20 protein-coding genes and 1 tRNA gene are annotated in these 20,119 nt (G+C 61.2%); 2 read left to right on the forward strand and 19 right to left on the reverse strand.

All coding sequences use genetic code 11. From position 1 onward, the window contains the following. Window positions 1–12: 12 nt before the first annotated feature. From ACFOGH_RS05080 to ACFOGH_RS05100, 5 genes are all read right to left on the reverse strand, one after another. Window positions 13–1,032, reverse strand: a complete 1,020-nt coding sequence (locus ACFOGH_RS05080; protein WP_380071977.1) for a zinc-dependent alcohol dehydrogenase — start codon at window positions 1,030–1,032, stop codon at window positions 13–15. 9 nt (window positions 1,033–1,041) lie between these two features. Next, window positions 1,042–1,983, reverse strand: coding sequence for an ABC transporter permease (locus ACFOGH_RS05085; protein ID WP_380071978.1), 942 nt, complete (start codon window positions 1,981–1,983; stop codon window positions 1,042–1,044). A gap of 7 nt (window positions 1,984–1,990) precedes the next feature. Further along, window positions 1,991–3,496, reverse strand: coding sequence for a sugar ABC transporter ATP-binding protein (locus ACFOGH_RS05090; RefSeq protein WP_380071979.1), 1,506 nt, complete (start codon window positions 3,494–3,496; stop codon window positions 1,991–1,993). A gap of 11 nt (window positions 3,497–3,507) precedes the next feature. Next, a complete protein-coding gene (locus ACFOGH_RS05095) occupies window positions 3,508–4,473 on the reverse strand; it encodes an ABC transporter permease (protein WP_380071980.1) in 966 nt (321 codons plus the stop codon). 90 nt (window positions 4,474–4,563) lie between these two features. Then, window positions 4,564–5,676, reverse strand: a complete 1,113-nt coding sequence (locus ACFOGH_RS05100; protein ID WP_380071981.1) for a sugar ABC transporter substrate-binding protein — start codon at window positions 5,674–5,676, stop codon at window positions 4,564–4,566. Window positions 5,677–5,949: 273 nt separating this feature from the next. On the opposite strand from ACFOGH_RS05100, the gene ACFOGH_RS05105 reads away from it, so the two are divergent. Next, window positions 5,950–6,600, forward strand: a complete 651-nt coding sequence (locus ACFOGH_RS05105; RefSeq protein ID WP_380071982.1) for a TetR/AcrR family transcriptional regulator — start codon at window positions 5,950–5,952, stop codon at window positions 6,598–6,600. Window positions 6,601–6,891: 291 nt separating this feature from the next. On the opposite strand, the gene ACFOGH_RS05110 is transcribed toward ACFOGH_RS05105, so the two are convergent. The 8 genes from ACFOGH_RS05110 to tgt all read right to left on the reverse strand — a co-directional run bounded on the left by ACFOGH_RS05110 (window position 6,892) and on the right by tgt (window position 14,316). After that, window positions 6,892–7,338: a GlcG/HbpS family heme-binding protein gene (locus ACFOGH_RS05110; RefSeq protein WP_380071983.1), complete on the reverse strand. Its 447-nt coding sequence runs from the start codon at window positions 7,336–7,338 to the stop codon at window positions 6,892–6,894. Further along, window positions 7,325–8,326 (reverse strand): zinc-binding dehydrogenase, encoded by a 1,002-nt coding sequence (locus ACFOGH_RS05115; RefSeq protein ID WP_380071984.1) that lies wholly within the window; start codon window positions 8,324–8,326, stop codon window positions 7,325–7,327. Before ACFOGH_RS05115 ends, ACFOGH_RS05110 begins: the two co-directional genes overlap by 14 nt. 5 nt (window positions 8,327–8,331) lie before the next feature. Then, complete coding sequence (locus ACFOGH_RS05120) at window positions 8,332–8,850, reverse strand: VOC family protein (RefSeq protein ID WP_380071985.1); 519 nt, start codon at window positions 8,848–8,850, stop codon at window positions 8,332–8,334. Between the two features lie 328 nt (window positions 8,851–9,178). Beyond that, window positions 9,179–9,253, reverse strand: a tRNA-Val gene (locus ACFOGH_RS05125). A 12-nt stretch (window positions 9,254–9,265) separates the two neighbouring features. Then, entirely contained in the window at window positions 9,266–9,841 is a 576-nt protein-coding gene (locus ACFOGH_RS05130) for an HU family DNA-binding protein (RefSeq protein ID WP_380071986.1), read from the reverse strand. Between the two features lie 162 nt (window positions 9,842–10,003). Continuing rightward, window positions 10,004–12,412: an endopeptidase La gene (gene lon / locus ACFOGH_RS05135; protein ID WP_380071987.1), complete on the reverse strand. Its 2,409-nt coding sequence runs from the start codon at window positions 12,410–12,412 to the stop codon at window positions 10,004–10,006. 214 nt (window positions 12,413–12,626) lie between these two features. Beyond that, entirely contained in the window at window positions 12,627–13,178 is a 552-nt protein-coding gene (locus tag ACFOGH_RS05140) for a hypothetical protein (RefSeq protein ID WP_380071988.1), read from the reverse strand. A 10-nt stretch (window positions 13,179–13,188) separates the two neighbouring features. Next, window positions 13,189–14,316 (reverse strand): tRNA guanosine(34) transglycosylase Tgt, encoded by a 1,128-nt coding sequence (gene tgt / locus ACFOGH_RS05145; protein ID WP_380071989.1) that lies wholly within the window; start codon window positions 14,314–14,316, stop codon window positions 13,189–13,191. Window positions 14,317–14,373: 57 nt separating this feature from the next. On the opposite strand from tgt, the gene ACFOGH_RS05150 reads away from it, so the two are divergent. After that, window positions 14,374–15,030, forward strand: coding sequence for a TetR/AcrR family transcriptional regulator (locus ACFOGH_RS05150; RefSeq protein WP_380071990.1), 657 nt, complete (start codon window positions 14,374–14,376; stop codon window positions 15,028–15,030). Window positions 15,031–15,188: 158 nt separating this feature from the next. On the opposite strand, the gene ACFOGH_RS05155 is transcribed toward ACFOGH_RS05150, so the two are convergent. From ACFOGH_RS05155 to ACFOGH_RS05180, 6 genes are all read right to left on the reverse strand, one after another. Then, complete coding sequence (locus tag ACFOGH_RS05155; RefSeq protein ID WP_380071991.1) at window positions 15,189–15,965, reverse strand: ABC transporter permease; 777 nt, start codon at window positions 15,963–15,965, stop codon at window positions 15,189–15,191. Next, window positions 15,965–16,702, reverse strand: a complete 738-nt coding sequence (locus ACFOGH_RS05160) for an ABC transporter permease (protein WP_380071992.1) — start codon at window positions 16,700–16,702, stop codon at window positions 15,965–15,967. Before ACFOGH_RS05160 ends, ACFOGH_RS05155 begins: the two co-directional genes overlap by 1 nt. Continuing rightward, window positions 16,702–17,466 carry a transporter substrate-binding domain-containing protein gene (locus ACFOGH_RS05165; RefSeq protein ID WP_380071993.1) on the reverse strand — a complete coding sequence of 255 codons (765 nt, stop codon included), beginning with the start codon at window positions 17,464–17,466 and terminating at the stop codon, window positions 16,702–16,704. The genes ACFOGH_RS05160 and ACFOGH_RS05165 overlap by 1 nt, the downstream gene beginning before the upstream one ends. 34 nt (window positions 17,467–17,500) lie before the next feature. Further along, window positions 17,501–18,280 carry an ABC transporter ATP-binding protein gene (locus tag ACFOGH_RS05170; RefSeq protein WP_380071994.1) on the reverse strand — a complete coding sequence of 260 codons (780 nt, stop codon included), beginning with the start codon at window positions 18,278–18,280 and terminating at the stop codon, window positions 17,501–17,503. 152 nt (window positions 18,281–18,432) lie between these two features. Continuing rightward, window positions 18,433–19,551 carry a 3-dehydroquinate synthase gene (gene aroB / locus ACFOGH_RS05175; protein ID WP_380071995.1) on the reverse strand — a complete coding sequence of 373 codons (1,119 nt, stop codon included), beginning with the start codon at window positions 19,549–19,551 and terminating at the stop codon, window positions 18,433–18,435. Between the two features lie 2 nt (window positions 19,552–19,553). After that, window positions 19,554–20,096, reverse strand: coding sequence for a shikimate kinase (locus tag ACFOGH_RS05180; RefSeq protein ID WP_380073971.1), 543 nt, complete (start codon window positions 20,094–20,096; stop codon window positions 19,554–19,556). Window positions 20,097–20,119 lie beyond the last annotated feature (23 nt).

The raw sequence follows: 20,119 nt of genomic DNA on the forward strand, positions 1-20,119 counted from the left end.
GGAACCTCGGATCTAAAGCAGGATTTGGGTTTTCAGATCGCCGGGCCGATTGGCCAGCGTCTCAAACGCGATTTGGATATCGTCCAGCGCAAAGCTGGCTTGCGTGAAGGCATCGGTGCGGAAACGGCCATGCGCCAGCAAGGTCAGCGCATCATGCATATCCTCGCCCATCCCGGCGACCGAGCCTTTCAGGCTGTTTTCTTCCAGAATGGTGCGCAGAATATCGACGGGCAGCGCCTGATCGGGGCCAGTCAGCCCAAAGAAGGCAATATGCCCGCCCTTGCGGATCAGACTTTGCGCCGTGGCATAAAGCCGGGGCGAGCCGACACTTTCGATCACCAGATCAGCGCCGCGCCCTTGCGTGCGCGCCATCACCTCGGCCTGCAACGCCGCCGGATCGCTGATCGCGGTATCCGCCCCGGCCTCCAGCGCCATCTGGCAACGCTCAGGCGACAGATCGGCCACGATGATTGGTGCCGCGCCTACCAGCCGCATCATCTGCACATGCAGATTGCCAACCGGACCCGCCCCAAGGATCACAACCGATTGCCCGAACCGCGCCTGTGCTTTGCGCGCCGCCCGCACCACGCAAGCCACAGGCTCGGTCAGCGCCAGAACCGCATCCGAGACACCTTCCGGTGCCGCGATCACCAGCCTTGCGGGCAAAGCGACATATTCGGCGAAAGCGCCATCGCGATGAATGCCCAACTGCACCATCTCGGGACAATTCAGGATTTCATTGCGACGGCACCAATAGCAGGTGCCGCAACCGATGTTGATATCGGCCACCACGCGCTGACCTTCCGACAGATGGCGCACATTCGCGCCCACTGCCGCCACCTGCCCGCAAAACTCGTGCCCGGGGATCAACGGCAGACGGTCAGCCGCATAGTGACCGTTGAAGATATGCAGGTCCGTGCCACAAATGCCGGTGCGGGTGACGCGGATCAGCGCATCCTCTGGGCCAATCTGTGGCATCGCCACGTCGCGCAGCTCGAACCGATGTGGGGCAATAAGGACAGCAGCTTTCATCCCCGCCCCCTATTTCACGGTGCGCAGCTTGGCGCGGTCAATGGTCAGCGCAATCGCCCCGATCAGCACCAATCCGAACACCATCTGTTGCTGGGTGGCCTGAATGTCGAAATACAGCATCGAAGCCCGGATCACCGCGACGATCAGCGTGCCGATGGCGGTGTTCAACACCCCACCCACGCCGCCCGTCAAAGGCGTGCCGCCAACCAGCACCGCCACAATGGCAGGCAGCAGAAAGCCGTTGGCAATGGTCGGCGCCCCACCCGAAAGCTTGACTGAAAAGAGCAGCCCAGCAATCGCCGCCAGCGCGCCCGAAATCGCAAAGGCCAGGATCTTGTAACGCGCCACGTTCAACCCAGATGCAGCCGCAGCAGGCTCGCCCGCCCCCACCGCCTTCAGCGCGCGGCCCAGCGTGGTGCGCCGCTCGATAAACAGCGTCAGCGCCAACAGGGCAGCAGCAATGAACAGCTCATGCGGGATCGGGCCGGTCTTGCCGATCATCCAGCCGAACACCGCATCACGCTCGGCGGCATCCATGTTCAGCGCCTTTTGCCCCGAAAGATACTGCGCCAGCGAAAACGCAACGCCCCCCACCGCAAGCGTCGAGATGAACGAGGGCACCATCAGCTTGGTGGTGATATACCCCGAAACCGCGCCAAAGCCGAAACCGACCACAAGGCACAACAGCGCCACCCAGCCGCCGAATTGCGCCAGATAGACCGAGGCCACCACCGTGATCAGATTGGCCATCGACTGCGCCGAAAGGTCGATGCCGCCGATATAGATCGCAAAGGTCAACCCCAGCGCCATGATGAACAGCGGCACGATATCCCCCGCCAGCGACAACAGATTGGCCGGGCGCAGGAAGGTATCATCGACGATGCCGACGGCTGCCACCAACACCAGAAGGGTGATCCACGGCAGATGCGGTTTGAAACGCTGGAAATCCATATGTGCCTCAGATCATGTAATGGAGAAGGTCAAACAGAGCGGGCTTCGCTCCGGGAGTGCAGTCAAAGCGCTTCTGGATCGCGCCGTCCTTGACCACGATGATGGAATGCGACAGGCCAATCGCTTCTTCCAGCGTATCCGCCACCAGCACGATGCCCACACCGGCCTCGGACATATCGCGGATCATGTCATAGACATCTTCCTTGGCGCCAATATCCAGCCCGCGCGTCGGGTGATCCAGCAGCATGATGTCAGACCCGCCCGAACGCCACTTCGCCAGCACCACCTTTTGCTGATTGCCGCCCGAGAGATTGCCGCAATCGGCCAGTTCCGAATGTGCCTTGATGGAAAGCTTGCCAATCCATTCCCGCGCCAGCGCCCGCTCACCCGCGATGCGCAGCACGCCTGCGCCAGAATGACGGCCCATCTGCGACAGCGTCATGTTTTCATAGACATTCATGCCTGCGACGATGCCTTCCACCTTGCGCTCGCGCGGGACATAGCCCACCCCCTGCGCCACCGCATAGCGCGGGGTAAAGTTGGTAACTTTCTGCCCCTTCAGGCTGACACTGCCGCGGATCGGCGTGCGCATCCCGTAGATCGTGCGCAAGATCGCCTCGCGGCCCGAACCTTCGGTGCCCACCAGACACAACACCTCGCCCGCGTGCAGCTTCAGGCTGATATCGCTGATCCGACCCGGCAGCGAAACGCCCTCCATCCGCAGCAATTCGCGGCTGCTGTCATAGGGGCGCTGGCGATGCTCGCGGTAATATTCCTTATCGACATTGCGCCCGACCATCTTGTGCTGGATCTGCTCGACGGTCTTTTCACCGCGCGCCACCATATCCACTACCGCGCCGTCCTTCATCACATAGATGCGGTCAGACAGTTCCATCACCTCGTCCATCCGGTGCGAGACGAAGATGAACGACGCCCGTGCCGTCAACTCACGCACCAGTTTGAACAGCAGTTTCACCTCATCCTCGGCCAGAACCGAGGTCGGCTCGTCCAGCAAAATCACCAGATTGCCCTGCACGCGCTCTTCCAGCGTCAGCACCTTGGCCAGTTCCACCAACTGCCGTTGCGCAAAGGACAGCGCCGAGGTGACAGTGGCCGGATCAATCTCCAGCTTGACCTTGGCAAGCTGATGGCGCGCCGCATCGGCCATCGCCTTCCAGTTGATCACGCCAAAGCGCACGAACTGCTGCTCATAGCCCAGAAAGATGTTTTCCATCACCGTCAGATTGGCGATCAGCGATTGCTCCTGAAACACCATGCCGATGCCCTGCTCCATCGCAGCGCGCGGATTGGCAAAGCGGACGGATTTGCCATCCAGCGTGATCTGGCCGCCATCGGGCTGATAAGCGCCGTAAAGCACCTTCATCAGCGTCGATTTGCCCGCACCATTCTCGCCGACCAGCCCAACGATCTCACCGCGCCCGATCTGAAAATCCACCGCTTTCAGCGCATGGACACCGGGAAATTTCTTGTCAACTTTTGCAAGCTGATACATTGCCCGCCCCCCTATTTCACAACCGTCAGCGCACGGCGGTCGGTTGAAAGCACCACGGCGATGATCACCAGCAGGCCCAGCATCCCGTCCTGCACGTAATCGGGCAAACCGATCACCACCATGCCGTTGTTGATGACATTGACGATCAGCACGCCGACCAGCGCGTTCCACACGCCGCCAACGCCGCCCCACAAAGCCACCCCACCGACCACCACCGAGGTGATCGAGATGAACATGAAATTCGCCCCCGTGACGGATTCCGCCTGGCCCAGCTTGGCAACCTGCAAGATCGCCGCCACCGCATAGAACACCCCCGCCAGCGTAAAGCCCGCCACCCGCACCCGGCGCACATTCAGCCCCGAGGCATGCGCCAATTCCTCACCCCCGCCCACCGCATAGAAGTTGCGGCCCAGCGTGGTCCGGGTCTGGATGAACCAACCCAGCAGCAGGCACAGACCTGCCACGTAAACCATCAGCGGAAAGCCCAGCACACGATAGGTCAGAAGCCCGCGGAAAATATCATCATTGATCTTGACGATACCGCCGCCCGTCAGCAGCACCGTGGCACCCGTCGCCACAAACCCCATCGCAAGGCTGGCCATGAACGACGGAATCCGCAGCCTGACATGGATCAGCCCGTTCACCATCCCCACCCCAGCGCCGATCAGCAGCACCAAGGGGATCGCCAGCCACCCGCCCGCAGCCAAGGTTCCGCCAAACTGCACGAACGCAAAGCAGAACAGCACAGCCGTAAACGACAGAACCCCCTCCATCGACAAATCAATCGAGCCCATGATGATGATGAAGGTGACACCCAGCGCCACCATCAGCCCCGGCGCTGCCGCCACCGCGATCCGGGCAAAGTTGCGCAAGGCAAAAAAGCTGGGGTTGATCGCGGTGAACAGGATGATCAATGCCAGCAGCACCATCAACGGTGCCCAGCGAATAGCCTGCTCGCGCGTGAAACGCTGTGTCAAATCCGATCTCCCCCCTTGCTGTGCCACCCGCAGGCCGCGCCCTTGCAGCCTGCCGATGTGTGGGGCCGCCCTGCGACGGCCCCGGATGTTTTACTTGTAGACGATGCCGCCGTTGGACGGCCCCCAGAAGTCGTTCCAGTCGTAGGTCGGGGTCGAGTCGATGTATTTCGCCTTGAACGCCGCCGCATCGTCCTTCGTGACCATCACCGTCGGGCCATAGAACTCGCGGTGTTCATGCGGCTCTTCCGAAGGTTTGAAGGTGCCGATGGCCGCGTGATACGCCAAGGCCAGCGAGATACCGCCGCCCCAATAGGGGTTGGTGAACACCGTGGCCAGCAGCGTGCCATCCATCACCATCTGCACCGCTTCGGGGTTGCCATCATAGGCCACGATCGGAATCGTGCCTTCCAGCCCCTCGGCCTTCAACGCCTCGATCACGCCATAAGCGATGTTGTCATTCGCGCAATGCACACCAGTGATCTTGTCGCCATAACGCGTGATGAACGAGGCCATCAGCTCAGCCGCTTTGGTGGTATCCCAATCCGCCGGCTGCGCATCCAGCAACTCGATCTCGGGGAAATCCTTCAGCGCGTTCTTCAATCCGTTCAGACGCTCCACCGCCGGGTTATTCGCCGGGATGCCGCCCAGATGCACCACACCACCCTTGCCCCCCATCGCGGCGAACAGCAGGCGCGCGGTCTCCTCGGCGGGTTTCTCATCCGACCAGGTCATGTGGCTGACATAGTTGTCGCCGATATCCCACGGATGCAGATCGTCGGTCTTGTTCCAGATCGTCGAGATATACCCACCCGAGGCTTTCACGGCCTCAACCACAGGGCGGGCATTCGGGCTGTCATTGGCATCGCAGGCAATCGCGCAGTTGCCCGAGTTCTTCGCCAGAAACGCCTTGATATCCGCCAGTGATTTCTCGGACGACCCTTCATTGATCAGGCTGGTCATATCGGCCTTGGTCTTGCCAAGGCTTTCAACGAAATTCTCGCCGCCAGAGACAACCGCATTCCAATAGGCGCTGGCGCGGTCACGATAGCTCCAGGCCAAGGCCGGGTTTTCAGCGGCCATTGCAGCATCGCGCCCCATCGCCATCGGCAGCGCCATCGACCCCAGACCCGCCGCGCTCGCCAGCAGGAAGTTGCGGCGGCTGACGGTCTCACGCTCGATGAAATCCTTGATGAAAGTAGACATAGGTTCCTCCCCTTTTCCACATGAAGCCACCGCAGGGTGGCCGGTTTTGCGACAAGCGCTGCGCCTTGCCTTGTGAAGGTCGCCGCCGACGTGGCCAAAGCCGCGCCTCAATTAACGCACTATCTGGTTACTTTCTTAGATCAACCCGAGTCAAGTGTTTTCGGCAATAAAAACGCGCCACATCGTTGTGAAGGACTTTGACCTTGGCGGACAGCTATGTGTAAGACTGTGGCTTGATCGACCCTTAGCGCGCCGGAGAGCCAGAGATTGACGATGGACATCGAGCCACAGGAAACCGCAGCCAAACCGCGCATCCGCGACGCCGAGGCGACAAAAGCCAGAATTCTGGAAGCCGCCAAGAAAGAATTCGCCAAGAACGGCTTGGGCGGTGGTCGCGTCGATGACATCGCCGAGAAGGCTCGCGCCAACAAGCGCATGATTTATCACTACTTTGGCAGCAAAGAGGGCCTGTTCCAGACCGTTCTGGAAAATGCCTATGTCGATATCCGCACCGCTGAGCAAAAGCTGAAACTCGACAATGTCGAACCCCGGCTGGCGCTTGAAAAACTGGTGCGCTTCACCTTCGACTACTACCTGAAAAACCCCGAGTTCATCACGCTGGTGAACAGTGAAAACCTGCACCGCGCCAAGCATCTGAAAAAGTCCGAAGTGGTGAAGGTCTACAGCCGCAAATTCGTCGCCATGGTCGAAGATATCCTCAACCGTGGCGTTGCGGCGGGGGTGTTTCGTGCCGGGGTTGATCCGGTGCAACTGAACATCACCATCGCCGCAATCGGCTATTATTACATGACCAACCGCTTCACCGGATCCATCGTGTTCGAGCGCGATTTGATGACCAAGGAAGCCTTGGAAGAGCGCCTGCGCTTCAACATCGACACCGTGCTGCGCCTCGTCGAACCCTGACGCTGATCGACAGTCATCGCGGCCAAACTGGCATCCCGATCAATCTGGCGAAGGCCATCGCCTTCGCCACGCGGTAACAGAGTCGCTGAAACCGCCGGGCCTCAAAGGCCCGGCCAGCGCCCGACCCGCCGATGGCGGGCGCTTCTCGCCCGCCGGGTCGGGCACTGGCCTCACCGGGTTTCTCGTTAAGCTGACTACAGAGTGAAACCGCACGCGCGGGCGGGGAAACGCAATGCGTTTCCGGTTTCCGCCCGGAACGCACTGCAAGCAAACCCTGGAACCGCCACCCCCTTAACCACTGGCCAATCCCACCACCGCCAGCGCCGCTTCGGCGCAGGCAACATCCTCGAAATCCTGCGCTCCCGACACGCCGATGCCGCCCACCACCACGCCGCCATGCCAGATCGCCAACCCGCCACCCCAGACCAGCAAGCGGTCGCGGTTGCCAAGGCCAAGACGCAGCGAGGGCGAAGCATCCATCCGCTCGAAATAAGCCGCCGTGCTGCGCCGCATGGTGGCGGCCGTATAAGCCTTGTCCAGCGCGTAATCAGCTATCGGCGGCGTCACCGCATCCATCCGGCAGCTCGCCAGCGCCACCCCCATCGGGTCCACCACCGCCACCGCGATCTTCCACCCCTGCGCCTCGGCATGCGCGATCGCGGCCTGCACCAGCCGCAAGGCCGTGCCCGCCGTCAGCATCGGCACCTGCGTGATCACCGCCGCCTCAGCCCTCTGCATCGCACCAATCCAGCACGATAAACGGCTCGACAATCTCGCGCCGCGCGATCTGACCATAGAGCGCCGCCGGATCGCCCGGCTCTGCAATATGGAACAGCCCCTCCAGCATGAACCGCCCCTCAGTCAGCCAATCCAAGGCACGGCGGAAACCGTCCATGATGCTGTGGGGGGCGTTGTTATAGCCTTCCATCAACTCCTCCCACACAAAGGCTTTGGATTTTATCGGCAACTGCCATTCCCAACCCGAGCGCAGGGTGACAAGGTTGAAGAACACCGCCGACAAAACCTCATGCGCGCTGGTCTCCGTCATCTTGCGCCAAGGCACCCCCACCAGCACCACCTCGCCCAGCCGCCGCACCATCTTGCAGCCCGCCAGCACCGCGCCCTCATGGCCCGAGCAATCAACCACCAGCGCCACCTTGCCCGCCAGCGCCGCATCCTCCAGCGGCATCTCCGCCCGGCAATCGGCAATCCCGCTGGCCACCACCTGCGCCCGCCGCCGCGCGTCTGGATCAACCACGGTGACAGCATAGCCAAAGGCCTGAAACAACTGTGCTGCCAGAAACCCCACCGGCCCCGCCCCGGTGATCACCATCGGATCACCTGGCCGCGCCCGCGTCGTCATCAGCGTTGAAATCGTCACGCCCAACAACCGCGCGACCACCGCCCTGTCCGGCGCCAGCCCCGCAGGCACGGCCAAAGTCTGCCCCACCGGATGCGTCTGCGTCGAGCGGTGGCACCCCATCGCAAACCGCAGATCCCCCGGCTTGACCCCCACCACATCCGCGCCAATCTCTTGCACCTCGAACACCGCCGCATAGCCGGGACGGATCGGAAAGCTGTCGCCATTGGCCCAGCCCAACTCGGTGCCCTGGCTGATCAGCGTGCACATCGTCCGCCCCCGGATCTCATCCTGCTGCAACGGCGCATCCTGATAGGACGCAAGGGAAAAGCTCTGCTTGCCCGAAATGACGATCTCTTGTGCCATCTGCCCTAGCCCCCCGTAACCGGCGACCATTGCGGATGCCCACCCGCCCGTTCCGCACCCAGCGGCCCGTCCATACTGACGATCTCCAGAAACTGCCCCCAGGGTGCCTGAAAATAGCACCAGGTCAGCCCCGCCATTACACCGCTCTCGACATAGTTCGGCCCGTCCAGCACCACGACCCCAGCCGCCTGCAACTGCGCGGCGGCACGGTCACAATCATCCACCTGAATGGCAATATGGTATCCCCCCGGCTGGCTGTTGCGCTTCAAAGGCGCATCAACTTCAGGCTCGCCCGAATACTGAAACAACTCGAGGTTAGAGCCATTGCCCAGCCGCAACACCTGAATATCCTCAATCCGCCGATCCCCCGGCACGCCAAGCCGGCGGATCATATAGGTGTCGTCAACCTCCAGCTTTCCGGTCGAAAGACAAACCACCGCGCCAAAATGCGTGACAAAGAACGCCACCGCCTGCGCCATATCAGGCACCGTCAGCCCGATGTGTTGAACGCCGTAAACCTTCATGATGCCTCCAATGCGCCTGAGAGATTGCACGAGCCGCAGTTGAAACTGCCAGCCCTCGATCCGATATATAACTATATGGTTACTTACGTCCACATAAGTTTTCACCCAACCCCACCCTTGCGCACAGCGTCCGATGGCAAAGCTCAGCCCACACAGGCGCGCACCAAATCGCCGAGGAATCAGGCGAGACCGAAAGACTGGATGACACAGGCGTCAGCAAGGGCTGGCCCCGCCCGGCACGCCGCAGCACTTCGCCCGCGGCCCCACCGCCAAACGCAATAAAAAACCCCTTGGTTTCCAAGGGGTTTTTCTAACAGCACGTGAATGATGGTGGGAGATAAGGGATTTGAACCCCTGACATCATCGATGTGAACGATGCGCTCTACCGCTGAGCTAATCTCCCGTAGGCGGGGTATTAGCTGGCTTCATCGGCCTCTGCAAGAGCCTCGCCGTCATTTTTCGCAGGCTTCTTTTCGCCACCGCGCCGCAGCTTCAACGTCATCATCTGCCCCGAAGCATCGGCTTTCTGGTTGGCAATCCGCACCCGGCCGAACGGCGGCAGGTTCAGGCTTTCGCCGGATTCCAAGGCTTTGCCAAGCTCAGCCAAGGTCGCCTCGACAATCGCGCGCACCTCTTTCTTGTTATGATCCGTGGCAGTGGCCACGCGATCAATCAGGTCTTTCACCTTCATTTGCGCCACAACCTTTGCACCAGCCTCGGTGACTTCGCTGACTTCGTTCATGCTTTCCTCGATGATCTTTGGCTTGGCCGCGACGGCGGCGATTTTGGGTTCCGCTGCGACAGCAGCAATCTTGGGCTTCGCCACAACGGCGGTTTTGGGTTTTGACGCAGCGACAGTCGTGGGCTTGGCGGCGCTGCGTGCCGTCGTCTTGGGTGCGACTTTCGCCGTTGCAGGCTTGGCAGCCGCGGTCTTTGCTGTGGATTTCGGCGCAGCGTTGCGGGATGTCGCGGCTGCGGGCTTGGTGGGCATGGACGCTCTCCGATTGGTTCTGCTTTGGAAACGACCATAGAAGATATTCTGCCTCTCGGGAAAGAAATACCTGTCAAACTTCCTGAAAACCCCGCCAGACAGGGCATAAATGCACAAAGGCGCGGGGTTTCCCCCGCGCCTTTGCCTAGCAGTTTAGCAAGCTTAATGCGCCAGCGAGGCCGAGGCATTGCCCGCATTCAAAGCCCGCGCCGCAGCGGCGGCTTCTTCGGCGGCCTCATCCCATTCCACCGGCTCGGGCTGACGCACCAAAGCCTGTTTCAGCACATCGCGCACATTCGTCACCGGGATGATCTGCAAGCCTTGCTTCACGTTATCCGGGATCTCGACGAGGTCTTTTTCATTCTCAACCGGAATGAACACCGTCTTGATCCCACCGCGCAGCGCCGCCAGCAGTTTTTCCTTCAGCCCACCAATCGGCAAGGCATTGCCGCGCAGGGTGACTTCGCCCGTCATCGCAATATCCCTGCGCACCGGGATGCCGGTGATAACCGACACGATTGACGTCACCATAGCGAGGCCCGCCGACGGGCCATCCTTCGGCGTCGCGCCTTCGGGGACGTGGACGTGAATGTCCATCGTCTCGAACTTCGGCGGCTTCACCCCCAATTCGGGGCTGATCGACCGCACGAACGACGCTGCGGCTTCGATGGACTCCTTCATCACATCGCCCAGCTTGCCGGTGGTTTTCATCCGCCCCTTACCGGGCAGCCGCAAAGCCTCGATCTGCAACAGATCACCGCCAACGCTGGTCCAGGCCAGACCCGTCACCACGCCGACCTGATCGGTTTGCTCCGCCAGACCATAGTGATAGCGCTTGACACCCAGATAGCCTTCCAGCTTGTCCGCCGTCACCTCAACCGTTTTCGCGGTTTTCTTGACGATCTCGGTCACAGCCTTACGCGCCAGCTTGGCGATTTCGCGTTCCAGATTCCGCACGCCGGCTTCGCGGGTATAGGTGCGGATCATCTCGGTCAGCGCACCATCGGTCACAGAGAATTCGCCCTTCTTCAAGGCATGGCCCGCGATCTGCTTCGGCACCAGATGGCCCTTGGCGATCTCACGCTTTTCGTCCTCGGTGTAACCCGACAGCGAAATGATCTCCATCCGATCCAGCAGCGGCCCCGGCATGTTATAGCTGTTGGCCGTGGTGATGAACATCACGTTCGACAGATCATATTCGACCTCAAGATAGTGGTCGACGAAGGTGGCGTTTTGTTCCGGGTCCAACACCTCCAGCATCGCCGAGGCAGGGTCGCCCCGGAAATCCTGGCCCATCTTGTCGATTTCATCGAGCAGGATCAACGGGTTGGTGGTTTTCGCCTTCTTCAGCGCCTGAATGATCTTCCCGGGCATCGAGCCGATATAGGTGCGGCGATGGCCACGGATTTCCGACTCGTCACGCACGCCACCCAAGCTGATACGGATGAACTCACGCCCCGTCGCCTTCGCCACAGACCGCCCCAGCGAGGTTTTCCCCACACCCGGAGGGCCGACAAGGCACAGGATCGGCCCCTTCAGCTTGGTCGACCGCGCCTGCACCGCCAGATATTCAACGATGCGCTCCTTGACCTTTTCCAGCCCGTAGTGATCGGCATCCAGCACCTTCTGCGCCGCACCCAGATCTTTCTTGACGCGGGAAGATACGCCCCACGGCACCGACAACAGCCAGTCGATATAGTTGCGCACCACCGTGGCCTCGGCAGACATCGGCGACATGTTCTTCAGCTTTTTCAGCTCGGCTTCGGCCTTCTCGCGCGCCTCTTTCGAGAATTTGGTCGCCTTCACCCGCGCTTCCAACTCGGCCAACTCGTTCTGGCCGTCCTCGCCATCGCCGAGTTCCTTCTGAATGGCCTTCATCTGCTCATTCAGATAATACTCGCGCTGGGTGCGCTCCATCTGAGACTTCACGCGGGTCTTGATCTTTTTCTCGACCTGCAAGACGGACATTTCGCCCTGCATCTGGCCATAAACCTTCTCCAGCCGCTCGGCCACATCCAGCGTTTCCAGCAGGTCCTGCTTCAGACCAACCTCAACCCCCAGATGGCCCGCCACCAGATCGGCCAGCCGCGCAGGCTCGCGCGTTTCCGAAACGGCTGACAAAGCCTCTTCGGGGATGTTTTTCTTGATCTTGGCATAGCGCTCGAATTCTTCGGCCACCACGCGCACCATCGCGCCCGCAGCATCCTTGTCGCCCGGCACTTCGTCCAGCCGCACAGCGCGCGCCTCGAAGAAATTCGGGTTTTCAACGAATTCGGTGATCTTGACGCGCGCCTTGCCCTCGACCAGCACCTTCACGGTGCCATCGGGCAGCTTCAACAGCTGCAGCACATTGGCCAGCACGCCAATCTGATAAATTCCATCGGTCGCCGGGTCATCGACAGAAGGGTCGATCTGGCTCGACAGCAAAATCTGCTTGTCATCCGCCATCACTTCTTCCAACGCCCGCACCGATTTTTCGCGCCCCACGAACAGCGGCACGATCATATGCGGGAAAACCACGATGTCACGCAGCGGCAGAACCGGGTAGCTCGTGGCGAGAGTATCTGTCATATCGCATTCCTTATCTGGCAGGAAAGCCGTGGCCCCGATCATCGGCAGCGTCTTGGGCTTTCCCCTTCGGAGTTTGTATTTGGGTGTGGCAATCCCGGCTTTCAAGCACAGGCAAGGGCAACCACATCATCTGGTGCAATCATGAACCCACACCCCGTCAGGGGCAAGGCCCGATTGCTTCACATTTGCGCCGCAAGCTTAACCGCCCAGCAAGCTAACGGGTATAGCGCATCAGCACCCGAACCGCCGTGCCCGGTCGCGCCACAGGGCCAAGCTGCGCCACATAAGTCACCAACACCGCCTTGTCAGGACCCAGCACATACAGCCGCAACCGCATCCCCAGCCCCTGTCCCGCCGCAATCTGCGCCTGAAACTGCGGCAGATCGGCCGCCGCACAACTCACCCCGGCCTCGGCCAACATAGGCTCCAGCAACTCCTGCGCCAGCAGCGGCGACTCGCCCGGCAAGCCATAGTCCTGATCGGCATCCACGCCCGGCAGCAGATGCGCGGTCTCGGGCAAGCTTGGGTCCGGCAGACCAATGCCCGCCCCCTCTGCCGTCAGCGCTGCGGGCATCGCCATTGCATCGGCAGGCATCTGGCGCGGCACGCCCCCCAGCACCGCGGCACCGGCCACAACCGCGCGCTGCCAATCCCCTGCCATCTGCCCCGGCAAAGCCGCAAGCTCTGCTGCATCCGGCTTGCAGTAAGGCTCCGCCACCGCCACACCCGCGCAAGCGCACCAAACCGCGATCCATAGAACCCGCATCATGTTCCCCTCAGATCGGTTCAATATCACCCGCAGCCCGCAGCGCATGGAAATCCGCCACAAACGCCGCCAACCGCCCTGCGGCAATCGCATCACGCAGGCCCTGCATCAATTCCTGATAATAGTGCAGGTTATGCCAGGTCAGCAGCATACTCGCGATGATCTCTTGCGCGCGAAAGACATGGTGCAGGTAAGCCCGGCTGTAATTGGCGCAGCACGGGCACGTGCAAGCCTCATCCAAAGGCCGCGGATCGTCCATATGCCGCGCGTTCTTGATGTTCACTTGGCCCCGCCGGGTCCAGCCCTGCCCGGTCCGCCCCGACCGTGACGGCAACACGCAATCCATCATGTCAATGCCGCGCTCGACAGCACCCACAATATCATCGGGCTTGCCGACACCCATCAGATAGCGCGGCTTGTCCTCGGGCAGAAACCCCGGCGCGTAATCCAGCACGCCAAACATCGCCTCTTGCCCCTCGCCCACCGCCAATCCGCCCACCGCATAGCCGTCAAAGCCAATCGACGTCAGCGCCTTCGCCGATTCCTCGCGCAGATCCTTGGTCACGCCACCCTGCATGATGCCAAACAGCGCATGCCCCGGCCGATCACCAAAGGCATCGCGGCTGCGCTGCGCCCACCGCATCGACAACGCCATCGACTTTGCCACCTCGGCCTCGGTCGCAGGCAGCGCCGGACATTCGTCGAAACACATCACGATGTCGCTGCCCAGCAGCTTTTGTATCTCCATACTGCGCTCGGGGCTGAGCATATGCTTGGAGCCGTCAATATGGCTGGAAAACCGCACGCCTTCTTCGGTCAGCTTGCGCAACGCCGCCAGAGACATCACCTGAAAGCCGCCCGAATCCGTCAGAATCGGCCGCTCCCAATTCATGAACTTGTGCAACCCGCCCAAGTTTGCGATCCGCTCCGCCGTCGGGCGCAACATCAGATGATAGGTGTTGCCCAGCAGAATATCGGCCCCGGTCGCGCGCACCGACTCGGGCAACATCGCCTTCACCGTTGCCGCCGTGCCCACAGGCATGAAGGCCGGGGTGCGGATATCGCCGCGCGGGGTGCGGATCACCCCGGTGCGCGCCGCGCCATCGGTCGCCTGCAGATCAAAGCTGAATTTTGTCATCGGATATCCCTCTAAGCGTTGCCCTTCTGCGGGAATCCCGGCAGAAAGTGAAGAGGGATGCGCGCCCAAGCCTATGCCTGCCCGTGGAAAGAACAGATGTCCGACACGCCCTCCCGCCCCCCGCAAATCCGCATCGCCGCCGAAACCCGTCGTAAACACATCGCCGAAGCCGCCCTGCGCGCCCTGCAAACCCACGGCCACGCCGGCCTCACCGCCCGCAAGGTCGCAGCCGAGGCTGGGCTGTCCCTCGGCCATCTGACCTATCACTACAAGGATATGGATCAGGTGCTGGCCGCCGCCTTCCGGCTTGCCGCCGAACAGGTGCAAGAGGCGGGCCGCCGCGCGCTGATCCAACCCGGCGGCACGCCCTCGGAACGGCTGGAGCGGTTCTTGCGCGCAGGCTTCACCACCGACATGATGACCCCCGCGCATCTGCGCCTGAAGATTGATCTGTGGTCCGCAGCCCTGACCCAACCGCAGATCGCCTCGATCGAACGCGCGCTCTACGACAGCCACCGCGACGCGCTGGAACGCCTGCTGGATCGCATGGCCGCAGGCTACGCGTTCGAGCGTATCCCCGCCGTCGCCGATCTGATCATGGCCACACTCGACGGCCTCTGGCTCGATTGGCTGCGCCGGGGGGATGAGGTCGCGGTGAAAAACGGCCTCGACGGCTGCGTGCTGTTCGCGCGTCTGCGCCTGGGCGGCACCTGACTGCCCGCCCCAACAATCCGCTAAAATTTATCTAAAATGCGGCTTCATCTTGGCCCAAATACTCCCGCCGGAGGCTCCGACGCTGCCACCGCACCACAATATGTTGTGTAGAGCCCATCAACCGACACAAGTCTCTCCCACGTGGGAAGACCAAAAATTCACGCCACCTTGCTGGGAAAGCGGCTTTCAAACCACTTGAACAACAACACGATCAGCGCCGTGATGATCATATAGGTCAGCGCCAGCAGCAGCAGCGGCTCATAGACCACCAAAGTATCGCGCCGCACCCGGCCCGCCACATCATAGATTTCCATGATGGTGATCGTGGATATCAGCGGAGTCGATTTCAACTGCAACACCGTCTCGCCGCCAATCGTCGGCAACACCCGCTGGATCGCCTGCGGCAGCCAGATCCGGCGGAACATGGTGAAACGCGGCATCCCCATCGCCTTTGCAGCCTCAAGCTGGCCATGCGGCACCGATTTGAACGCACCACGCAACACCTCACCCTCATACCCCGCGACCGACAGCGACAGCGCTATAACCGCATAGGGCCATGCCTGCCGCAAAATCGGCCACATCGCCGAATCCCGGATCCACGGGATCGACGGAAACAGCGCCCCAATCCCGTAATACAAAAGCCAGATCTGCATCAAAAGCGGTGTGCCCCGGATCACCGAACAGAACACCCGCGCAGGCCAAGCCAGCCACCGCGGCCCCGCCGCCTGCACAAAGCCAATCGGAATCGCCAGCGCAAAGCCGACAACCATCGTCACCACCAGCATCCAGATCGTCTGCCACAACCCGCGCAGCATCATCGACTGATACTTCGGATTGGCCAGCCAATCCCACTGCAACGCATAGGCGCACCACCCGACCAACCCGATCGCAATCCCGATCATGATCACCCGGCGCAGGTTCAGAAAATCGCGCATCACGCCCTCTGCTCGCGTTGGCCACGGCGCGCAGCTTTCTCAAGCCGCCCAAACAGCAAGATCGAGATCAGCGAAATCGCCATGTAAAGCGTCATCGCCGCCCCGTAAAACGTGAAAAACGCCTTGGTGGTGGCCGAGGCCTGAAACGTCGCCTTGGTCAGTTCGGTAAAGCCGATCACCGCCAGCAAAGCCGTGTCTTTGGTGGCATTCAGCCACAGATTGCCCAATCCCGGTATCGCGTTCGAGGTCATCAGCGGCAGCGTGATCCGCCGCGCCAGCATCACCGGCGGCATCCCCATCGCGCGCGCAGCCTCGATCTGACCCTGAGGCACGGCCAGAATGGCACCGCGCAACACCTCGATCTGATACGCCCCCTGCACCACCGCCAACACCATCACCCCGGTGATGAACTGCGGCAGATTGATCCGCTCATACCCCAGCCCCAGCAGCACCTGATTGATCAAGGCAGGCACCGCGTAATACAGGATCAGGATCAGCACCAGTTCCGGCACCGCCCGCACAATCGTCGTATAGACGGCCAGCAGGTCTTTCGCGACCGGACCGCCGTAAAGTTTGCCAAACGCGCCCGATACGCCAATGCAAAACCCAATCGCATAGGCACCAAGCGCGATCAGCAGCGAATTGCCAAAGCCCCAAAGCAGGGTCGCCCCCCAACCGCAATCGCCAAAGCCAAGCAGCGTCAGGCTGGATAGTTGTGCGGGAGGGGGGCAGACCATCAGTTTGCAGGGCCGTAGATGTCGAACGGGAAGTATTTCTTGGTGATGGCATCATATTCGCCATCTGCCCGGACATCCGCGATGGCCTTGTTCAGGGTTTCCTTCAGCGGATCGCCCTTGCGCAGGCCAAAGCCCACACCGCGGCCCAGGATCACCGGATCATCGGCCACGTTGCCCACATTCTCACAGCAAGCACCCGGCTCGGTTTTCAGGAAATCGCCCACCACGATGGAATCAGCGACCACCGCATCAATCCGGCCAGCAGCCAGATCCTGATAGGATTCGTCCGAAGTCTGGTAGCTTTTCAATTCGGCATCCGGGAAGTGCGCCTGCACATAGGCTTCCTGAATGGTCGACACCTGCACCCCGATGATCTTGCCTGCCAGCCCTTCCGGCGTCGGCAGGATGCCCGAGCCTTTGGCGGCCATCACAGCGGTCGGGGTGTTGTAGTATTTGTTGGTGAAATCAATGCTCTTTTCACGCTCTTCGTTGATCGACATCGACGACATGATCACGTCGATCTGGCCCGCGTTCAGCGCCGGAATGATGCCATCCCAAGCGGTCGGGGTGATCACGCAATCCAAAGCGGCCTTTTTGCAGACGGCCCCCAGAAAGTCGATCTCCCAGCCCACCCAATTGCCGCTGGCATCGGGCGAGGTGAACGGCGGATAGGGCTCGGCCGCAACGCCGATCTTCAGCGGAGCAGCCAAGGCAGCGGTGCCGAACAGCAGCGAGACTGCGGCAGCAATGGCGAGTTTCTTCATAGTCAATCCTCACAGGTTGGTTTAAATTTCCGTGTTAACCCACGGTTTTCAGGAACTGTTTCAGCCTTTCCGATTTCGGAGAGCCGAACACTTCGGCAGGCGGACCCTGTTCTTCGATCACGCCGTTATGCAGATAGATCACATGGGTTGCGACCTCGCGCGCGAATTTCATTTCATGCGTGACAAGCACCATGGTGCGGCCCTCATCGGCCAGCCCTTTGATCACTTGCAGCACCTCGCCCACCAGTTCGGGGTCAAGCGCCGAGGTCGGCTCGTCAAACAGCATCGCACGGGGTTCCATGCACAAAGCCCGCGCAATCGCCGCGCGCTGTTGCTGCCCGCCCGACATATAGGCCGGATAAGCGCCCTCTTTTTCCGCCAAACCCACGCGCGCAAGCAGCTTGCGCGCCCGCGCCTCTGCCTCGGCGCGCGGCAGTTTCAGCACATGCACCGGCACTTCGATCAGGTTTTCCAAGACGGTTTTATGCGTCCAGAGGTTAAAGCTCTGGAACACCATACCAAGGCTTTGCCGCAGCCGTTCCAACTGCCGCCGATCTGACGGGCTGCCATCGGCGTGCATCGACACCGCCTCGCCGCCAATCTCGATGGTGCCGCTGGACGGTGTTTCCAGAAAGTTGATGCAGCGCAGCATGGTCGACTTGCCCGACCCCGAGCCACCGATGATCGCCACCACATCGCCTTCGCAGGCTGTAAGCGAGACGCCTTTCAGCACCTCATGCGTGCCAAAAGATTTGTGCAGGCCAGCCACACGGATTGCGATGGGCTTTGCAGCCGTAGTTCCCTGAATCGGCATGTGTTTCCTGCCGTTATGATTTCAGCCATCAAATGCCCGACCCTGCAATTATGCAAGCGAATAATTGCAGACTTGCACAGAGCACCCGGCTCACCGCGCCGAACTTTGCCGAAAATCTCGGCATCAGCACGTTTATGCGGCTTTGTTTGCGCCTACCGCCGCACAGCCAGTGCATCGGCCAAAAGCCCGCGCACCGCATCTGTCGGCACATCTTCGGCAACAAAAGCCTCACCAATACCGCGCGCAAGGATGAAACGCAGCTTGCCGTCGATCACCTTCTTGTCCTGCCCCATCAGCGCCAGCAGAGCCTCGGGCCCCGGCAGATCGCCGTCAATATCGCGCAGATCGGTCTTCATGCCCAAGGCTTTCAGATGCGCGCGCACCCGGCTGGGAGCTTCCTGCGCACAAAGCCCGAGGCGTTGCGACAATTCAAACGCCATGGCGCAGCCAATCGCGACACCCTCGCCATGCAACAGCCGATCCGAAAATCCGGTCGCCTTTTCCAGCGCATGGCAGAAGGTATGGCCCAGATTAAGCAGCGCGCGCTCGCTCTCTTCGGTCTCATCGCGCGAGACGATCCCCGCCTTCATCTCTACCGAGCGGGTCACGGCATATTGCCGCAAAGCAACATCGCCGCGCGCCATCTCAACCGCATTGGCTTCCAGCCAATCGTAAAACCGCGCATCGCCAAGCAGGCCGTATTTCACCACCTCGCCATAACCGGCCAGGAAGTCACGCGGCGCCAGAGTGGACAAAACGTCAATATCCGCCAGCACGAGACTGGGCTGATGGAACGCGCCCACCAGGTTCTTGCCCTGCGGCGTATTGATGCCGGTCTTGCCGCCGACCGAGCTGTCTACCTGCGCCAGCAGCGTGGTGGGGATCTGCACAAACCGCACGCCGCGCCGCAACACCGCCGCGGCAAAGCCCACCAGATCGCCAACAACCCCCCCGCCAAACGCCACGACCACATCGCGCCGCTCAATCTTCTGCTCCAGCAGCCATTCCACCGCGCGGGCAAATTGCTCCCAACCTTTCGAGCCTTCGCCGGGCGGAATGGTCAGCGCGGTCATCGCGATGCCCTCATTCTCAAACGCCTTGGCAAGCTCCATCAGATGCCGCGCCGCCACCGTGTCATCGGTGATCACCGCAACCTTGCGGCGGTGCAGCAAGGGCGCGATCTGATGACCGGCTTGCGCGATCAGACCCTGACCGATGCGCACCTCATAGCTGCGCGCGCCCAGATCGACATTGACCACGTTCATGCTCATCTTCAGACCCTTTCCAGCACGTCGGCGCGGCTGCGCAAAGCCTCAACCACGCGCGCCGCCATATCTTCGACCGACAATTCCGCCGAGGAATCAACCGTCAGATCGGCCATCTGGTAGAAGGGAAGCCGGGCATCGTAAAGCCCGCGCAGGGTTTCGCGCGGATTGGCGGTGCGCAGCAGCGGTCGGGTGCTTTTGTGGCGCACGCGTTGCCAAAGCAGTTCCAGATCGGCGCGCAACCAGACCGAAACACCCGCATCATGGATCAAATCGCGGTTGGCTTCAGCCAGAAAAGCACCGCCGCCGGTGGACAGGATACATGGCGCGCCGCGCAGCAGCCGGGCGATCACTTCGGTTTCGCGCGCACGAAAGAATGCCTCGCCGTCGCGCGCAAAAATCTCGGCAATCGAGCGATCCGCCGCCCGCACAATCTCTTCATCCGAATCAACGAAGGGCACGCCCAGCAGACGCGACAGCGCCGTGCCCACGGCGGTTTTTCCCGCCCCCATCATCCCGACCATCACCACGGTTTTCTTCAACGCCACGATGTTTTTCCCTGTGTGCCTTGATT

Origin of the sequence: Cypionkella sinensis (assembly GCF_042646385.1) — a bacterium.
Classification (GTDB): domain Bacteria; phylum Pseudomonadota; class Alphaproteobacteria; order Rhodobacterales; family Rhodobacteraceae; genus Cypionkella; species Cypionkella sinensis.